Genomic DNA, 18,393 nt, shown 5'->3' on the forward strand with positions numbered 1-18,393 from the left:
TAAACAGGATGATAATACCCATGAAAGAAAACAGCATGGAAGTTGATGTTATAAAAACATACTTAAGTGCCGCGGTGATGTTTTCCTTTGCTTTTAACGTAACTATAAGCACGGCCGAAAATACCGTGGATAATTCAATAAATATCCATAACAGAACAAGGTTATTAGATAGAAACCCCATGATAAGAATCAGTTCTAGTAAGCAAAAAGAGCCATAGAAAACCGGTAGCAAAGATACGTCGATTTCCTTTTGGTTAAGCAGGCTATCTATGTAACCGCGGGAATATATGGCCGCCAGCAAATACAAGCCGGCTGAGATCAATATTTCAAAAATTGCCAATGTGTCCAAATAAAAATATCCGTTGCCGGATAATTCCACTGGCCGGTTGAAGCTAACCATCCATATGCTTAATCCCAAATACACAACTGTCTGGATTATGACCAAGCTGCTATAGTGGCGATTATCTGCGTGTTTATAAAAGCGAGAAAACCATAGTATCAGGCATAATGACACAAGCGCAGGTAAGCTGAGCAACCAGATAATATGTTCTATCATTGCTCTTCTGCTTCCAATCCGAAGTTGCGCAGGCGTTCGTGGAAAGATTCGATAGTGGAATCAATACCAAAAGCCAACAGGCTAGCCAGTACCAGGATCATGAGCAGGTCAACCAGGATCAACACCTCGACAATAAAAGGCAATTCTGCAACAAATAAACTGAAGAGTAAGACCCCATTTTCCATGGTGAGGTAACCGACAGTTTTTGTGATGACCTTACGCCGGCTAAAAATAACCATCATTCCCATCAGAGCGAGCGACACACCTATGACAGCACCAAGCAGGAAGAGGGTATCAAAGTGTAGCTCGTCGCTCAATTTAAAAAATAATCTGTAAACTCCAAAAAGCAACCCGATGCTGATTAGTATCGAGCTGATGGGGGTCAAATACCGGAATTCTAAGTCTCTTTTAATGGATATTTTTTGTAAGACGGAACGTAAAAATAGAGGAATAATTATTACTTTGCTAATCAGTGTTAGCAAGCTTATGAGAAGCAGGCTAAAAATTCCTTCCTGCCAGAAGAGAACCAGCGCCAGCAATGCCAAAAACAGAGATTGGGCTGAATAAATAGAAAACAGCGAATTCAATGAACGTTGGGTAATAATAAGCACTGCAGTGCCCAAGATTAGCACAAGCAGGATCCTGATTATAACTGAGATTAATATGGCGTCATTCATAATATCAGCTCAAATACGACAGTAACGAAACAAAGAAAAAGAGCCACCATGAAAAAACTGGGCAGCCTGAAAAACCTGATTTTCGCCAGGCTGGATTCAAAAATAGCGACTATTGCACACAATATAGAGCCTTTGATAATAAAACTGATCGCACCTAGGGCAATACCTGGCAGGGAAAAGGTGGCAGCCATTCCCTGGGGAAACAGTAAATTGATTAACAAGGCCATAAGCAGTGTTTGCTTTACAGCGTGGCTTATTTCCATTAAAGCCAGATTAGGGCCAGATTGTTCCAGAACCATTGCTTCATGAACCATGGTAAGCTCAAGATGTGTTTCCGGATTGTCAACCGGCACCCTGGCTGTTTCAATAATCAAAATAATAAACAAGGATATTCCTGTTAATAGAAGGGTTGGGAATCCCAGCAATGAATTTGTCATAGTGGCAGAAAACATTTGCGTAATATCGATTGTATTCAATACGAAAGCAATTGCAGCGCATGTGATAATGGTAATTGGCTCGGCAATTGCAGATAGGCTCATCTCGCGAGAACTACCCATTCCGCCAAAAGTTGAGCCTGCATCGAGGCCGGCTAAGGCCATAAAAAACTTGGCCGATACCATAAGATATAAAAACAATATAATATTCGCCGGAACAGAATCCGCGGGAGGTAAAAACAACACTGGGACCAATGTTGCAGCGGCAATTACAAAACCAATATTCAGATACGGAGCTAGCCTCATAATAAAAGAGGCGTTTTTGGAATAAACTATTTCCTTTTTAAAAAGCTTATGCAATTGAAAATATGGCTGCCAGATTGGAGCACCTCTTCTCCTCTGGGATATTGCTTTAACCTTGTTAATAATACCCATAAATAGCGGGGATACCAGGATGATAAAAAGAGTATTCAGTAGATAATAGATTAGTGTAATGGCCATTATAGCCACCATCCCGCTACCAGAATAGAAATAACAATGGTGATGAATCCGTACAATATGAAATTATCCAGATCTCCGTTTTGCCAATTGGACATCCAGCGCCCGAAGCGCATGGTCAGTCGAGCAATGGGGAGATAGATGCGCTCTTCGAAAACCTGCATCGTTTTGATTTCTGCCTTGCCGTGGTGAATAACTGATCTGAAAGCATCTATAAAACTGCGTTCGAGAATTTCTTTCGTACGAAAGATTGGGCTGAAAATCTTGATTATTGGCTGAGAAAATCCAGTAGCTGTATATTCTGTGCAGCTATTAATATTAGCGGAGCCGCAGTTCCAGGTCTCAGTTATTCTGACCGGGATTTTTAGCCATCGGACTATCAAAACCAACGTGAGCATGGCTACAAGAATTGTTATGGTTATCGGTAGCATGTTGGGCATCGGTAAATCTAACCCCATTAATCGGAAGAAATGAAATGATCCAGCGCCGAGCACTATGCAGAGGCCAGCCAAAATCGCTGGGGCAACAATCATACTTCGGCTAGCCTCGCTGGCTTGCGCGGCGGCTTTTGCACGTGGCATTGCTAAAAAGGTAATTCCGAATGCTTTCACAAAGCAGGCGGCTGCAAGCGCACTCATAAGAGCAAACGCTGCCAGGGATGCAAATACCCCAATTGCAATAAATAAACTGGGTATCTGGAAAGCCCCGAAGTATGACTGGAATAATAAAACTTCACTTGCGAAGCCATTCAGGGGAGGCAGAGCGGAAATGGCAGCAGCTCCTATTAAAAAAATGGTGGCAGTAGCGGGCATACGCTTGATCAGTCCGCCCATCTCTTCAATATTGCGGGTGGACATAGTATTGATTACGTTTCCCGAACACATAAAAAGCAAGGCTTTAAAAAGCGCGTGATTAAGAGAGTGAAAGAGGGCACCAGCCAGGCTCATGAGCGCCAGTGTATCCAAACTGAAGAATGTGAAGATACAGTATAGCCCCAACCCTACTACTATGATCCCAATATTCTCAATGCTGTGGTAAGCAAGCAGTTTTTTAAGATCATGCTCCTTGAGGGCGTATATTACGCCCAGGACCGCTGATATTGTTCCCGTCACCAGCAATATCATACCCCACCACAACGGTATGGTTTCCAGGTTCAGTGTAATTCTGGCTAAACCATATATAGCGACTTTTAACATTACCCCTGACATCAGGGCTGATATATTGGAGGGGGCGGCTGAGTGAGCATATGGAAGCCATTTATGCAGAGGGACAAGACCTGCTTTAGTGCCGAAACCGAGCAGGAAACCCGTGAGTACAAAGTTAATCGATGTAATTGCCGGTATAGATATATTCACAGACATAGTACCGGTTGAGTAATAGGTTGTAAGGAACGAAAAGAATAGAAAAACGGTGCTGAGTTGAGTCATCACCAGGTAATAAACGCCAGCTTTGATACTTTCGGTTTGCTCCCGTTCAAGCACTACCAGGAAAAAAGAACTTAAGGACATAATTTCCCAATTCAGTAACAACGTGAAGTAATTTTCCGAAGCTACTACTCCTATCATTGACGCCATAAATATTGCCATTAGTCCTATTAGCCAATGGCGTCGTTTAGAATTGTGTAAATGTTCGATATATCCAAAGGAGTAGACTGTTGCACAAACGCTTACGATGCAGATGATCAAAATGAAAAAAGCGGATAAACGGTCAAGATAGAAATTTATTTCTAAAAGATTACTTACTTCAAATAGTGGTATCTGTAGATTCACGTCTCGAATTAATGTAAAAAAGACAGCAACGATACCTGCTATGAGCCCTAAAAGGATAATTGACAAACTCAAACGGCGTACAGCAGCAATCGGTTGGATCAAGCCTAACAAGGCTACGACACCAGCCGCCAGAATAAGATATATGCCTATTGTAAACAAAACAGTAATCATAATTGTTGCTAGACAACCAAAAAGTAAAGGAAGCCCCTAAAGAGCTTCCTGTTGTATAAAAATTATTTCATTAATATCTACGTATTAGTAATTCTAGTTAAAACATCGGTGCGTGTCAAACGAATCAGGAAGGCAGGCGATGTGCCTGTTGTTAATCTTTCTTAATCAAGCGGTGTGCCAGAAAGACTTGCGCCACCCGTGATAGCAAGGCTTGGATTTCCAGATTGTTTTTTAGCCAAATATTAATAAAACCACTTGACAGTGCCAGATAAACATATTATATTATGGGTATATGCCCGAAATATAACGAAAAGGAGGATGTTATGAAACAGATTTTTGTAAGAGAGCGCAGTGTTGTTGGCGAGGGTGATATTGAACCCCGTTTCGCTGTAGTTTGCGTTGACGGCGATGATGGAAAACTCAAGTTTTACAAGACCCATCTGAGAAAAGCTGAGCTTGAAGCAATCGCAGAAAAAACAGGCTCTGAACTGATCTGGCTGCCATGTGGCGAGGGCGAAAACAAGATCCAGAGCGCAGTTGGCGGCAGGCGAAGGCATGCGCGCAGGCGCCATATTGCAGGTGAATAATGCCGCGACCCCGTAAGCACCGCCGGTTGAGCAGGCGCCATCTGGCTAAGATCTTCAAGCCTGTCGGTACAAGATCAACCTGTTGTCAACCGATTGTCTTGTTGCCGGAAGAAATTGAAGCTTTGAGATTGGTTGAAGTTGAAGGTCTTTACCAAGCCCAGGCTTGCGAAGAGATGGGAGTAGCACGCTCGACATTTCAGCGCATTTTAACTGAGGCGCGCCAGAAGGTTGCAGTTGCGTTAATTGAAGATATGGTTATTCTGGCTCCCGGTAACAGCGGAAGAGGGATCAGGGTTCGCTGGAAGTGTTATAACTGCGGCACAGTCTGGCGTGTAGTATACCATGACACTTATCAGGAGCCGGAAGAGTGCCCTAATTGTACAAGCCATGCAATTAGGGAAGCACAGAGAAGGCAGCATCATAGGCGGCATGGCAACAAGGGATTTGCACTGGGTGATTAGCTGCAGGCTTTGTAAATCGTTGTTCCGGTTTTCTCTCCAGCCATAGCCCGGGAAATATTACCGCTGACCAGGCCGTTGACAATGGTGAACTCGTGCATATTGATCGAGTTTTTCAGACACTCCAGCATGCTGCGCTCAACCGGCAGGTCGTTCATGTTCAACGATAGCAGCTCGTTTACTTCAATTGTATCGCCAATGAATCTGGCCTTTTGATCTTTTTTTGGGTCAGCGGTATAGACGCCCTGCTCGTCTTTTATCAGTATACATTTTCTTGCTCCCAGAACCTCAGCAAGCAGAAAAACGCCGGCATCGGTACGATGGGGAGGAATTCGACCTAGTTCCGGCGGGGTTTCAAAAAGTCCGTAAGGAGGCATGGCATGTGTAACTGGCAAACAACCTAGTCTCAGGTAATGAGACAGCTTGGTTAAATCATCATGCCCTATTTTTATTCCTCCCGATGGTCCCAGCACCATCGCTACCATCAGAGCGTTTTGCTCACTGATGCTCGAGGCTAGTGAAGCAAGTACCCCCGCAGGCATACCTAATTCGGTGGCAATTGCATAAACGTGACGTGCCCTTGTTCCACCTCCGGTGGTGATTAATACCTCGTTGTGCTGCCGGATTGCTATCAGTTCATCCAAGATTGGAAGAAGAGCTTTTCTGCCGCGATCAATAATACTTTGCCCACCAATCTTGACCACAACCAGATTTGGCATGATCTTGAAAACCGGTCCGGTGCCGGTTTGTGCCAGCAGGTTCTTATCCATCAACGATTCACCCATCAGAGGTGATTCTATGTGTAATTTTCCGCTTTTATCACGCTTTAAACCCATATACTTGCCCCTTAATCTTTATTCAATAATCCAATAATACCATAAAAAAGAGACGTGCGGGTGTATCATTCGTGCTCGTTTTTGTCGTTCTGGAGAAAGGTTTTTCTTTAACTATGTAATCCTTGATGAGCATGTCAGTACGAAGAAGAATCTTCCTCGGATAGTGTGCCAAGACAGGGATAATACTATTTACCCGAATGCGCTCTTAACTTACGTTCAATCGGTCTCCATATTTCCTTTCCTTCCCCATCCTTTTCCAGGCGCACCCTTAGCCTTGGTTCTCCCTTTATCCGGGAAGGTCTTAACCACCCCAGGCTGTCGATCAAGGCGCTATCTGGAACGACCTGTCCTTCATCATCAATTATGCAAACCGTATCGGTTTTCTCTTTGACCAGGCCTGCGGTTATCAATCCGTTAACCTCTTTGATTCCTCTTAAGTGGACGTACCGGCCGTCATTTCCTCCCGCGCTCAGAGACACTGCTGCCAGTGCTCCAATAACACCATCTCCCGTTCCTCCAAGTTCAACAAGGAAGACTCCGAGTTTTTGAGCTAGTCTGTAAGCTTGTTGTTTGGATAGATATTCTTTTTGAGCTGAAGTTCCATAATCTTCAAGCTCCTGGTTGAATTGTTCAGGCTCGCATATACACAGGCCCGGGTCGGAACCAGGTTGAAAATGTTCAGCCAGGTAATCAATGCAAGGCTGGCTGAGGCTTTCAGCCGAATAACTGGTTTCGAAAAGCACACATTTGGCGCTGTTGTGTGAAGTATAAGGAATTCTGGGATCAACCAGCAGTTGATGGCGGATCACTCCTCTGTGACGTCCAAGGCCAAGTTCTTCCAGGCGTGAAGCCACCCCTCTGGCGATTTTTCCTGTGCCCGGTCCTTCCAGAATATCGGTGTCGTCTATGCCAATATAAAATATTTTTTTCATTTAAAACCCCTCTCATTACTTTCCAAAGGATACTTTAAAACAACTTGGTTATTGTTTGTCCTCTCTCAGGTCTCCGCCTCTTAGAACCGTGGCAATCATTTCATCATCAAGCTCCATATTAAAGAAAGTCTTATAGAAATACTGAACCTCTTCTCCCATTTCTACATGGGTAAATAATTCTGGGTAAACAGTTTTAGCTGTCCAAAGCAGAGCCAGTGGAGTTTCAACTGAACCGGGATGCCCCCAGCGTGATATTCCGTTGGGGAGCTGGTATACTTTTCCTTCCCTGACAGCAGAAATCCCGGACCATTGCGGGTGGGATGTTATCAGGCTGTAGGCGGTGCTTTCATTAACAATTATAACCTCCGGATCCCAGAATAGTATCTGCTCAATACTGGCGTAATAGTCATTACCGACCAGTTCGAGGTCTCCACCTACGGAAACATTAATTACGCCTGCTGCCCTAGTCCAATCTGCAGCCAGGGATGATTCATGGGTAGCCCTGGTAGCTTGATTTTCAGAATGATACAACCTTACCTTTTCGCCCTCTGGAATATCACCAACCAACTGGCTGACTCTGTCTATGGTATCCAGGTAGTAGTTGTTAAAGGTTCTGGCTTCAGCTTCCTTGCCAATTGCCTTGCCAATAATGAGTATGGCTTCGCGCTGTTCTTCCATGGTCGAGTAATCTACAACAATATAGGGCAGCCCGCTTTTATCCAGCTTTTCAACTTCTCTGTCATCTGCCACTGTATCTTTCCTCACCAGAACTACGTCTGGATCTATCCTGAGAAGCTCTTCGATGTTAATGGTGCCGCCCGTCCTTGGGGTTGATGCATTGGCTAATTCCGGAAATATTTCTACCAGCAGGATATCTCGCTGAAGGCCGCCGGGCACTCCTACCAGGTCGTTCCCACTGCCGAGTAGACAGACTGTATATCCGGCAAATGAATACAAAGCAGCTATCTTTTCAACTTTTTTTGGAACTTCTACAGCCCGGCCAACGCTGTCTGTAACTGTAATCGTCTCTTTATTTGTATCTGGTGTTGTAGAAATTGCGGGGGAATTGTTGCATGCGGCCAGTAAAAATACTGCCACAACCATCAACGCAATAGCGAAGTTTTTTATTTTTATCATTAATCGTTCCTCCTCCGCACTTGTTAGAATGTTTCCAGTGGTACTATTTGTTTGAGTGTCTCATCTTTCCATGTGTAGGAGATTAATTTGGATTTAATATTGAAGACATTTTCCATATTTTCCTCGGTCAATACTTCAACTGGATTTCCTTTAATAGTTATGCTTTTGTTGTTCATGAGTGCCAGGCCGGATTTGATTCCGGTGCCTTCAAAATAGAAAGCATGATTAGGGAAGTGGGTAGCCATTACTATTGTCAAGCTGGAGTCTTTGACCAGTTTAACGATAGCTTCCAGGAAGTTCAGCTCATTGCGGAAGTCTAGATGGGCGGTTGGTTCGTCCATGATTAGTATCGGAGTTTGTTGGGCAAGCGCGCGGGCAACTAAAACAAGTTGTGTCTCGCCGCCGCTCAACTGTGTATAAGGCCGGTCTCTGAACTGGATGATACCAACTTTCTCCATGGCTTCTTCCGCTATCCTTCGATCAGTAGGGGTAGGTGGAGAGAAAGTGCTGGTATGTGCTGTTCTTCCCATCAGTACGATGTCGATTGCCTTGTAGGGGAAAGGCTTTTCATGAGACTGCGGGATATAGGCAGCTATTCTTGCGACCTCTGGTGGTTTCATTCCCCTTACATTTCTGTTGTCGAGAGTGATTTGCCCATCAGTAAGAGCTAAAACCCCCATCATGCATAAAATCAGTGTCGATTTTCCGCAGCCGTTTGGCCCGAACAAGCAAAAGACTTCGCCCGGATTGATTTCAAGATCAATGTTTTCGAAGATATTTTCCTCTCCATAGGAAAACGTAGCATTGCTAACATTGATTATCCCCACGTCACCAGCCCCTTGCCTTGGTTCTTCTGATTAAATATATAAAGAAAGGGCCACCGATCAGAGATGTCAGGATTCCGAGGGGTATTTCCGATCCGGTCAATGTTCTGGCAATATTGTCTACGATCACCAAATAACCAGCACCAAGCGAAATTGTGACTGGGATGAGAGCTTCGTTGTTGTTGCCGACCAGCATCCTGCCAATATGCGGGATTACCAAGCCTACCCAGCCAATAATACCACTCACGCATACTGCTCCGGCAGTAGCGAGTGTGGCAAAAAAAATGGCCAGGCTTTTGGCAACGAATACATTTAAACCAAGGGCACGTGCTTCAATGTCCCCCAGTGACAGTACATTTAACCTCCATCTCATAAGTAGTAATCCGACAACGCCTATAGACATGGGAATTGCTGCTATAAGGGTATCGGAAAACCTGGCGGATGCAAGGCTTCCCATCAGCCAGAATACGATACTGGGCAATTGATTGAAGGGATCTGCGATGTATTTTAATAATGAGATGAGGGCTGAAAAGATCGATGAAACCACCACGCCACCCAGTACCAGCATGACGGTTGGAGTGGCTTTATAGGTTGTCCCGATTAGGTAACTCAGCACAACTGCAATTAGCCCGAATCCAAATGCAAACAGGTAAATAAACAATGTCTGGCCGTCAAACAGGATGATGGCTAACGCCGCTCCGAACCCTGCTCCTGATGTAACCCCAAGAATATTGGCGCTGACCAGGGGATTGCGAAACATTCCCTGAAAAGATGCTCCGCTTACCGCAAGACTCGCTCCAACCAAGGTGCCCAGTATAGCTCGTGATAAGCGGACATCCCAGACCACATTCAAGTGAGTTGAAGGGACCGGTTCCTGCACCAGACCCAACTTGAAGCCCAGCGCGGTGAAGACTTCGGAAAATGACAGAGGATACCTTCCGATGAATAACGACACCACAATTATCAATAGCGGTCCAGCTATAAGCGCTATGTATAAAAAGGGCTTCTTAAATAGCCTTTTATTCAATTATGGTTATTTTTACGACCTTATTAATCCAATGTTTGGGGCCGCGGTTGTGGTTTACGAATTTTACTGGGCCTGATTCTGAATCCAGCTTATCGCCATTAACACTCCAGGCAAAACCGGTACCGTCGGCCTCAATTCTTGCGGGATCAAGCTCTGCGCTGGAGCCGTCTTCGCCTTCAACTGATATTACTGAAAAACTGTCCATACCATAGTGATCCAGCAGGTCATAGAGGAGGATTCCGCGCCAGGTATCTTCACCCAGCACGTTATCCCCATCTTTCATAGCTGCTTGTATATCAACCGGGCCAATCTCTAACGCGTCATCATTGGTAAATTGGAGTGTATCCTGACCAATTATTTCGACTGTGATGCTCCATTCTCCAATATCCTGTGTGTTGGTGCAGCCAGCAATTCCAAAAATCATACCTATTGCTGCTATTGCTAGTAGTAACCTGGATTTCATTACTCTGCTCCTTTCCGGTTTATTTGTAATGATTAATTGCAAAGTTAAAATTGCATTGTATATTAAATATAAAAAGCGCCCCAGAAAGGAGCGCTTAAAAGCAAAAACAAACCAATTCTCCTTTCCGCATACGGGAGGCTTCACCGTTTCCAGTGGAACACTGATGGCCTATCTCCATAGATTGCACATCTTTAGGAGGAAAGGCTCGAAGAACTATTTATTTAATTGTTGGGCTAAGTTTAATAATATGAATATAAGTTGTCAAGGTGATAAGGGGCTGGTACATTTTTGATCGAAACGATATAGTATCATCTGGCGTTTTTTTAACAATGCGGTAGATCTTAATCTGTTGTTTATAACCTGATGTATTGTCTGTATTCCTCACCCGATTCAGCCTGTGCTGCCAGCCTTTGGTAATTAATTTCTTCAAAATTAGCTTTTAGTATGCTGACGATCTCGCCATCTATGGCGTTCTTACTCATGCAATCCACTATTTCACAAAGTTGCCAAAACAGTTTTTAAAAATATTAACACCATTTTTGGTGTTAATATTAAGAGAATTTCCTGAGCTTCTTAGTTATCTCTTCAGGCCATGCCTCGGGGAAAAAAGGGTTTATCAATTATTTTTCGTGTAAATAGGGAAGCTTTATTGGTGAATTAACTCATATAGGCAGAATATGATATACAGGTAAAAGCGCTCTATTTTTGAATACAGGCTGTTTCATGCCATCTATAAGATATATTGATGCGGGGGCTGCTGTTATTGCAGGTGATGTCTTGCTCTAACACTAAGTGCGATGCCGATAAGTTGGTGCTTACCAATCCGGGGCGTTGAATATTTTAAGATTAATAGTTCGAGCCCAATATGGTGGCCCTTGGTTGACAGATTCCGAACTGCTATTTGAGCGGAAATCTGTTATCCCAGCATTGCAATGTTTGTTGGCAAATAGCCTCAGATAGGTATGAGACGCCATGAGGTTCATATCCAAAGCCGTGGGGCACTTTGTATGAAGGACACCTAGTCTTTAGCTTTTTTTAATTATCGGTTTGAAGCTCACTCCCATAGTGCAATTCTTAATATGCCTGTTATTTATATCAGATAAATCACCATAAACAGCAATCGATAATGTGTCTTTACTCCCGAATATATTATAATAGTGTTTATTACACTACTGGGGGTATCCCCTGGAGAACTTAATGGTTTCGAGAGAAGAAGACGTTCCGGTAAAACAGAGTGAACTGGAAGCACTGAGAGCCCAGCTTGCATGCGCTCAGGCAAGGCTAGGGGAACTGGAGCAGTCCAAACCAAAACGCTCAACCAAAACCAAACCCCCAGAAGAAAGCTACCATGCCCTGATCAAACTTGGGAGTGATATGGGACAGGCTGTGGTGATGCTGAGAGATATTGATGGAATTGAGGGGGTACAGGTTTTTGTCAGTGACATGTGGGTTGGTATCACTGGTTATAGTCGCGAGAAACTACTGGGAAAAAGCTTTTTTGAGCTGGTAAAGCCCGAGGACAGGCAGGTATCTCTGGATAGACACCGAAGGAAAATATCAGGCAGACCTGTTCCAGGTAAATTCTGCATGTCCATAATCAACAGAAACGGGCTGGAGGCTCAGATCGAGCTTTCCAGTGCAGTATCTGCAAGTGATGGTGTTGCCACCAACATTATGTTTATCCGTGATGTCAGCGAGAGGGTAAAGGCGGAAACCAAAGCCCAGGAGTTTGAGCATCGTTTCCAAAGCGTAATTGACCTTGCCGGTGATACCGGAGAGGCGATTGTAATCCTCCAGACCATAGACGGGGTTGAAGGAAGATACGTATTTGTAAATGATCTGTGGTCAGAAATCACCGGCTACTCCAGGCAAGAACTGCTTACCATGTCTACCTTTGACTTGATCGCACCGGAACATGCACCAGCTTCAAGGGACAGGTACCTTAAGGCATTGGCAGGCGATGTTCAGCCCAAGCTGTTTGAAGGGGAGATCATCACCAAATCCGGTAAACGAATCACGGTGGAACTTTCTATTGCTCCTATCACTTACAACGGAACGCCTTCTGCGGTAGTTCCCCTTAGGGATATCTCCGAAAAAAACAGGCAGAAAAGATTATTTTGGAGGAGAGGTTCAAATACCTCTCGTTATTTGAATATGCCCCCGTGCCTATAGCTGAACGCGATTTTTCTGCTGCTTGCCTAATTATTCAAGATATGCAAGAAAAGAACATCAAAACTGCTACAGAATACGCAGAAAAACATAGTGACAAAATAATCGAATGTTTAAATAGTAGCCACATAATTGCTTGGAACCAGGCAATGAGAGATTTTTGGGAAGTTAGAAATGTGCATGAAGCGAATGAGATCATTCTCAATGCCATAGAGAATGATATGAATAATCCAATTAGCGCTTCCTTGTTGTCTAGTCTTTACGGATTGATTGATGGACACAAACATTTTTCACGTGAGGAGGCTATGACTACCCCTGGTGGAAAAATGAAAAATATTATCGTTAATGTTTTAGTTGCGCCAGGGTGCGAGGATTCATTAGAACGGGTGTATATCAGCTTTTATGAGATTACCAGTCTAAAAATAACAGAGAATAAATTAAAAGAATACCAGAACCATCTTGAGCAAATGGTTGAAAAGAGAACCGCCCAATTAAACAAGCTAAGAAAAAAAGAACTTATACTATTAAAGAAAGAACGCAATACCAGCCAACAGCTTAAAGAAGAACTTGAAAAACGTCTTCTTTTAACAAGACTCATAGTTCATGAACTGAAAACCCCGCTTACATCTCTCTCTCTTTCGAGTGAAACGTTATCTCGAACTGCCAATAAATCCCAAATGAAGCTCATAAAAAACATTACAACTAGCTCTTACATACTTGGATTTAGAACGAACGCGTTAATAGATATGGCAAAGGGCGAAATCGGCGTTTTGAAACTTAATATTTTCCCAATCGATCTTTCAGAAATGCTTGAAGAGGTTGCTCAAACAGTTTATCAACATGTAAAGAAAATGGATCAAAAACTTGTTGTAAATAATTCAACCCCAGACTTAAAATTCCAGGCAGATGCTGAAAGATTGCAACAAGTGCTCTTCAACCTGATAGATAATGCGGTTAAATTCAATCGCGAGCACGGATCTATAATTCTTACAACCTTTACTCAGGATTCAAGCTTGGTTTTTAAAGTTCAGGATGAAGGAAGGGGTTTTAGCCAACAAGAGCGGGAGAATGCTTTCCAACTATATGGTAAGATTAGGAGCGACTCCGACCATTTGACCGGCCTTGGAATAGGTTTATATCTATCCAACATGATTATTGAGCTACATGGCGGACAGATGTTTATTAATAGTGATGAGGGTAAGGGAAGCATTGTCGGGTTTTATATCCCTTTAGCCGCATACAAAACTGACAATAAGAAACAAGCTAAATGAACAAATTACAAAAAGTATTAATCATTGAAGATAGCACTGAAATAATAGAGGCTATCAGTTTTACTATCGGTATAAGATGGCAAAACACCAAAATATTATCAACTGGAAGTGGAATAAAAGCCTTAGCGATAGTTGAAAAAGAAAATCCGGATATCGTCATTCTTGACCTTGGCTTGCATGATATGAGCGGATTTGAAGTCTTGAAACGAATACGGGTTTTTTCCCAGGTTCCTGTAATTATTTTGACTGTAAGAAGCGACGAAGAAGATATAGTAAAAGGTATTGAATTCGGTGCAAACGATTACATTGTCAAACCCTTCCGCCAAATGGAATTGCTATCGCGTATTCATAACCAAATCAGGGGCAAAAGTAATGAGGGTAATGATTCCCCCCTTTTAGAGGGATCATTTCAGCTACATCCTGTAACCCGCGAAGTTATCTTTGGCCAAAAAAATATTCAGCTTACGCCAATCGAAAGCAGCCTTTTATCTGTTCTCATCAATAATAAGGGGCATGTGGTTACACATGTTAACCTGATTAACGAAATCTGGGGTAGCTACGACCCAGATCTTGTATACAGCCTTAAGGTGCATATAAGGCGCCTTCGACAAAAGCTTGAAAAAGACCCCTCAAATCCAACAATTATCTTGACTAAAATTGGCCTGGGTTACTACTTCAAATTACCTGAGTAGTAGTATATTCCGCTATTTTGAACACCTTCTCATTGTTTTCTTTTTAAAACCAGCGATTATTCCTCTTAACAATGTTTTACTACAATGTAACCTCTTCTTAACATCAAACATCATTTCTTAACCATATTTTGTAACCTTCATAGGTTAATGTATTAAAGATTGCTTCCGTAAGAATCATTATGTGCATATATGTTATGCCGCAAGCTTATTTGAAAGATTACAAGCATTATCCATAAAAAGAGGGAAGATGATTAGCTTTTAACTTTTGAATCTTATAGAAAAAAAATAAAAAACGCAAACGCTTCGAGCCGAAATCCCTAAAGAAAGCATCTAAGGGACAAGGCCGTTAGGGTAGCGCTGGAAACGGCACTGCCTCCCTTTTCAGGAAAGAAGAGTAAAGGGGAGGCAGTGCTTTTTTTATTAAAAAACAGATATTAGGGGAGATACACCAATATGCATTCATTGAATAACAGCCGAAGTTCGATAGGGTTAAGGAAGACGACTAAAGAAAGGCTTGACCGCAACCGGGCTCCGGGGCAGTGCTATGACGGCTTTCTATGCCAGTTGGTTGAAGTGTGGGAAGAAGTGCACAGCAATGGCAACGGGCGTGTATGCAATTCTTATGTGAAGAAAGTGAGCAGCTAGAATTCATAAATTTCATTGACGGTATTAAATAATTGCCTCTTCGAGCTTACTCTCCTAAAGATAGAAATCCATGGAGAATGGCCGGTAGGGCTTCACTGGAAACGGTGCCGCCTCCCTTTTTAGGAAAGAAGAGTAATTGATAAGGGAGGTGCAAGAAAAATTCATTATAGTTACTGAAACCCGAAAGCATACACAAATATTATAAAGGAGATACTAATGTCGGAAGAAAAGGAAAAGAATAATTCCAGAAGAGAGTTTCTTAAAAAAGCGGCGCCTCTGGCTGGAGCCGCCGTTCTTGGTGCAACAGCTCTTGCTGGTTGCGCTGGCCCTACTGGTGCAGTTGGACCCATCGGCCCTCAAGGACCAGTCGGGCCTCAAGGACCTGAAGGCCTCAAGGGCGACCAGGGAAGAGCAGGGCAAGACGGTTTAGCCGCTGCCAGGCCATGGAAACAGCTTGCTCTACCTAAAGGTGTTATTACATGTGACCCAATGATCTGCGGAGGTTGCAGGTCATGTGAGGGAGTTTGCTCAATGATTCATGAAGGGGTATACAGCCCTGAACTATCTAGAATTCATATTTTAAAAGAATGGACTATGTACAATATCGAAGTTGATTATCAGCCGATTATTTGCTTGCAATGTGCCGACGCACCTTGTGTGCAAAATTGCCCGATGAATGCAATCAAAGTTGATGAACAAACCGGCGCTAGAGTAGTTAACCAGCAATTTTGTATCGGTTGCCATGTCTGTGAGAAAAGTTGCCCGTTCACGCCTTCGAGAGTCAGCTTTAATAAAGACAACAAGGCGTTCAAGTGTGATCTTTGTGGTGGTGACCCAGAATGTGTAAAGTCTTGCCCCATGGGTGCTTTGAAGTATGTTCAATACGAAGATGGAGTGCGAGTTGATTCGACAGATTATTATGAAAATCTTGGAGGTGCATAATTATGGCTATTAATGGGTTTACCGGGAAAATACTAAGAATTAATCTGACGAATTCAACAGTTTCTACAGTTGAAACTTCTGATTATATTCCGCAATATATCGGCGGCAGGGGTATAGCTACGAGAATTTATTGGGAAGAAATAGGGCCTGAAGTTGAGGCATTATCTCCAGAAAATAAGCTTATTTTCATGACCGGACCATTACAAGGCACAGTATGCCCAGCGAGCGGCAGACTTGTTCTGGTTTCAAAAGCTCCGCAGACTTATCCTATACAGTCAATAGCTGACTCTAATTGCGGGGGTTTTGTTGGCAATGAGTTAAAATTTGCAGGTTGGGATGGGCTAATAGTAGAAGGCAAAGCCCCTAAACCAACGTATATATACATCAAAGACGATCAAGTGTTATTTTTGGATGCAAGAACCTCTCGTTTATGGGGTTTAAATACATATGCCACACAAGAGAAGATATGGAAAAAACATGGCAGCAAGACGAAGATGCTGGTGATAGGGCAAGCAGGCGAGCATTTATCACCAATTTCAACTATCTCAACTGAAAGCGGTAGCACTTTTGGGCAAGGTGGTTTTGGTGCTGTAATGGGTTCAAAAAACTTGAAGGCTATAGCTGTAAGAGGTACCGGCTTTGTTCAAGTGGCAGAGCCTAAAGAACTCCTGACACTAAAAGAACATTTTAGAAAGTTAAAAGCTTTACGTTTTGGCGAAACAGTGAAAGGGTTCCAAGGAAAAGAGATATCCTATGTTTTCCAGCGCGCAAGCATAGGTGATGGTTTGGCACTTGGTGAATTGGTCGAAGAAGGAAAAGTCGAAATGGGTTATGCTGCGTGTGATCAGTGCCCTATGATGCGCAGACGAACAGTAAAATTCTTAGATAATTCTATGCCACCAGGATCTCTCCAGTGCTTGGAAGCACTAGTGTATCGTGCTTCCGAACAAGAATACTATGGGAACGAAAAACAAACGGGTAAAGTACAAGAATTATGCGCTGTTCTTTTCCAACAATATGGATTAAATGCCTGGGAGCTTGGAGACGAGTCCTTTTATATATACCCAGGCTTTAGTGGGTTTTTAGCTACGTTTAAGCGTTTGTATAAAGAAGGAGTATTAACACCTGAAAATACCGGATGGCCTGTTGACAAAATTGGTAGTCAGGAATTTATTGAAGTTTTTACTCACGATATCGCTTATGGTAAAGGTTTCGGTGCCATTTGTGCCCAGGGAGGCCCTAGAGTTTTGGAATATATTGCTTCACATGAAGAGTTTGGGCCGAAAAGAGGAATTGCTTTGACTCATAAGAGAAGATTGTACCCGAAAGCTGGAAATTTCTCCGGATACGGAACACATCATAACCTTGGTCATTTATTTAACATGACTCAGTATAGCTCAGCCTTATATTGGGGGATCGCGAATCGGGACCCCATGACAAAACATACAGACTTATGTGTTTACAAAGAACGATTTGATGGCCTTGGAGTCGAATTAGAGAGCGATTTGTGGTATGAAATGATGAGAAAGATGATGCAAAAATGGATTGGTACAACTAAGCCAATTGAACCACCGGGATATGAAGATGCTGAGATAGTAGCAAGATGGTTATGGCAAATGAACTTCGAGGAAGATTGTCTTATGATGTGCGATGGGACGGCGCGTCAGCGCTTCTGGTGTCCTTATACTGAAGACGGAATTGGAGATCCAGAAGAGGGTGCCAAATTGTATAAAGCTGTTACCGGGCACAACGTAACGCAGCAAGAACTGTGGAAAAAATGTGAAGTCCCGTGGACTCTTGAAAGGGCAATCGCTTGCAGGGAAGGACGAAGAGCGTCTGATGATATATATAACGATGAGTTCTATCCTGATACAAGAGATAACAAAGGAAGACAGATAGAAAAGGAAATGATGAAATCGGGGATGCAAAAATTCTATGCCTTAATTGGGTGGAATAGTGATGGCGTTCCTACCAGAGCAAGGCTAGAAGAGCTTGGAATGAAAGATGTCGCAGATGATCTTGAAAACAGAGGTGTTTTATAAGAAGCATCCCAGCGTTTGAAAGCTAGAATATAAAAACGGGAGCTGCCGAGTACCCATCGAGGCAGCTCCCGTTTTTATATTTGTTACATAGTATCAAAGCCGGCTGAAGTTCAAAACAGGAATTTGAGGTTATCGCTGACCAGCCCCCAAGTAGGGTATCACCTACACAGTTAGTATTTTCACCTCTGGAGCCGGTGGACGGTATCCTATGGCACTGTGTGGCCGGACATGATTATACTCCTAGCGCCACCGTTCGACCAGTA

General features: G+C 43.2%; 19 protein-coding genes, 1 pseudogene and 3 riboswitches. Of the genes and pseudogenes, 8 read left to right on the top strand and 12 right to left on the bottom strand.

What is annotated here, in order from left to right; all coding sequences use genetic code 11:
• The 4 genes from PHX29_05415 to PHX29_05430 all read right to left on the bottom strand — a co-directional run.
• The coding region (locus PHX29_05415) for a hypothetical protein (GenBank protein MDD5605329.1) at positions 1-556 on the bottom strand (556 nt) is incomplete at its 3' end.
• Complete coding sequence (locus tag PHX29_05420) at positions 553-1,233, bottom strand: hydrogenase subunit (protein MDD5605330.1); 681 nt, start codon at positions 1,231-1,233, stop codon at positions 553-555. The genes PHX29_05420 and PHX29_05415, both read right to left, overlap by 4 nt.
• On the bottom strand, positions 1,230-2,168 hold the full coding sequence (locus PHX29_05425) for an NADH-quinone oxidoreductase subunit H (protein ID MDD5605331.1): 939 nt from the start codon (positions 2,166-2,168) through the stop codon (positions 1,230-1,232). The genes PHX29_05420 and PHX29_05425 overlap by 4 nt, the downstream gene beginning before the upstream one ends.
• Positions 2,168-4,105 (bottom strand): proton-conducting transporter membrane subunit, encoded by a 1,938-nt coding sequence (locus PHX29_05430; protein ID MDD5605332.1) that lies wholly within the window; start codon positions 4,103-4,105, stop codon positions 2,168-2,170. The genes PHX29_05425 and PHX29_05430 overlap by 1 nt, the downstream gene beginning before the upstream one ends.
• 323 nt (positions 4,106-4,428) lie before the next feature.
• Between PHX29_05430 and PHX29_05435 the strand changes: the two genes are divergently transcribed.
• A complete protein-coding gene (locus tag PHX29_05435) occupies positions 4,429-4,692 on the top strand; it encodes a hypothetical protein (protein MDD5605333.1) in 264 nt (87 codons plus the stop codon).
• Complete coding sequence (locus PHX29_05440) at positions 4,692-5,153, top strand: DUF134 domain-containing protein (GenBank protein MDD5605334.1); 462 nt, start codon at positions 4,692-4,694, stop codon at positions 5,151-5,153. Before PHX29_05435 ends, PHX29_05440 begins: the two co-directional genes overlap by 1 nt.
• On the opposite strand, the gene PHX29_05445 is transcribed toward PHX29_05440, so the two are convergent.
• From PHX29_05445 to PHX29_05475, 7 genes are all read right to left on the bottom strand, one after another.
• Entirely contained in the window at positions 5,150-5,986 is an 837-nt protein-coding gene (locus PHX29_05445) for a hypothetical protein (GenBank protein ID MDD5605335.1), read from the bottom strand. The two genes, PHX29_05440 and PHX29_05445, sit on opposite strands and share 4 nt — an antisense overlap.
• A 185-nt stretch (positions 5,987-6,171) precedes the next feature.
• Positions 6,172-6,918, bottom strand: a complete 747-nt coding sequence (locus tag PHX29_05450) for a hypothetical protein (protein MDD5605336.1) — start codon at positions 6,916-6,918, stop codon at positions 6,172-6,174.
• 48 nt (positions 6,919-6,966) lie between these two features.
• Positions 6,967-8,055 carry an ABC transporter substrate-binding protein gene (locus tag PHX29_05455; protein ID MDD5605337.1) on the bottom strand — a complete coding sequence of 363 codons (1,089 nt, stop codon included), beginning with the start codon at positions 8,053-8,055 and terminating at the stop codon, positions 6,967-6,969.
• Between the two features lie 23 nt (positions 8,056-8,078).
• Positions 8,079-8,882, bottom strand: coding sequence for an ABC transporter ATP-binding protein (locus PHX29_05460; protein MDD5605338.1), 804 nt, complete (start codon positions 8,880-8,882; stop codon positions 8,079-8,081).
• 1 nt (position 8,883) lies between these two features.
• On the bottom strand, positions 8,884-9,837 hold the full coding sequence (locus tag PHX29_05465) for an iron ABC transporter permease (GenBank protein MDD5605339.1): 954 nt from the start codon (positions 9,835-9,837) through the stop codon (positions 8,884-8,886).
• A 61-nt stretch (positions 9,838-9,898) separates the two neighbouring features.
• A complete protein-coding gene (locus PHX29_05470; GenBank protein ID MDD5605340.1) occupies positions 9,899-10,369 on the bottom strand; it encodes a molybdopterin-dependent oxidoreductase in 471 nt (156 codons plus the stop codon).
• Between the two features lie 101 nt (positions 10,370-10,470).
• A riboswitch (molybdenum cofactor riboswitch) is annotated at positions 10,471-10,592 on the bottom strand.
• Between the two features lie 130 nt (positions 10,593-10,722).
• Complete coding sequence (locus PHX29_05475) at positions 10,723-10,851, bottom strand: hypothetical protein (protein MDD5605341.1); 129 nt, start codon at positions 10,849-10,851, stop codon at positions 10,723-10,725.
• A 715-nt stretch (positions 10,852-11,566) separates the two neighbouring features.
• Between PHX29_05475 and PHX29_05480 the strand changes: the two genes are divergently transcribed.
• The 6 genes from PHX29_05480 (at position 11,567) to PHX29_05505 (ending at position 18,130) form a co-directional block, all read left to right on the top strand.
• On the top strand, positions 11,567-12,541 hold the full coding sequence (locus PHX29_05480) for a PAS domain S-box protein (GenBank protein MDD5605342.1): 975 nt from the start codon (positions 11,567-11,569) through the stop codon (positions 12,539-12,541).
• The gene (locus PHX29_05485; protein ID MDD5605343.1) at positions 12,487-13,809 is read left to right on the top strand and encodes a HAMP domain-containing sensor histidine kinase; all 1,323 of its coding nucleotides are present in this window, start codon (positions 12,487-12,489) and stop codon (positions 13,807-13,809) included. Before PHX29_05480 ends, PHX29_05485 begins: the two co-directional genes overlap by 55 nt.
• Positions 13,806-14,501: a response regulator transcription factor gene (locus tag PHX29_05490; GenBank protein MDD5605344.1), complete on the top strand. Its 696-nt coding sequence runs from the start codon at positions 13,806-13,808 to the stop codon at positions 14,499-14,501. The genes PHX29_05485 and PHX29_05490 overlap by 4 nt, the downstream gene beginning before the upstream one ends.
• Positions 14,502-14,791: 290 nt before the next feature.
• Positions 14,792-14,910: riboswitch (molybdenum cofactor riboswitch) on the top strand.
• 44 nt (positions 14,911-14,954) lie between these two features.
• On the top strand, positions 14,955-15,146 hold the full coding sequence (locus PHX29_05495; GenBank protein ID MDD5605345.1) for a hypothetical protein: 192 nt from the start codon (positions 14,955-14,957) through the stop codon (positions 15,144-15,146).
• 26 nt (positions 15,147-15,172) lie between these two features.
• Positions 15,173-15,293: riboswitch (molybdenum cofactor riboswitch) on the top strand.
• Positions 15,294-15,362: 69 nt separating this feature from the next.
• The gene (locus tag PHX29_05500) at positions 15,363-16,088 is read left to right on the top strand and encodes a hypothetical protein (GenBank protein MDD5605346.1); all 726 of its coding nucleotides are present in this window, start codon (positions 15,363-15,365) and stop codon (positions 16,086-16,088) included.
• Between the two features lie 2 nt (positions 16,089-16,090).
• The gene (locus PHX29_05505) at positions 16,091-18,130 is read left to right on the top strand and encodes an aldehyde ferredoxin oxidoreductase N-terminal domain-containing protein (protein MDD5605347.1); all 2,040 of its coding nucleotides are present in this window, start codon (positions 16,091-16,093) and stop codon (positions 18,128-18,130) included.
• Positions 18,131-18,292: 162 nt separating this feature from the next.
• Here PHX29_05505 and PHX29_05510 read toward each other — a convergent pair.
• Positions 18,293-18,393 (bottom strand): annotated as a pseudogene (locus tag PHX29_05510) (integrase core domain-containing protein).

Source organism: Dehalococcoidales bacterium, assembly GCA_028717385.1.
Lineage (GTDB): Bacteria > Chloroflexota > Dehalococcoidia > Dehalococcoidales > CSSed11-197 > CSSed11-197.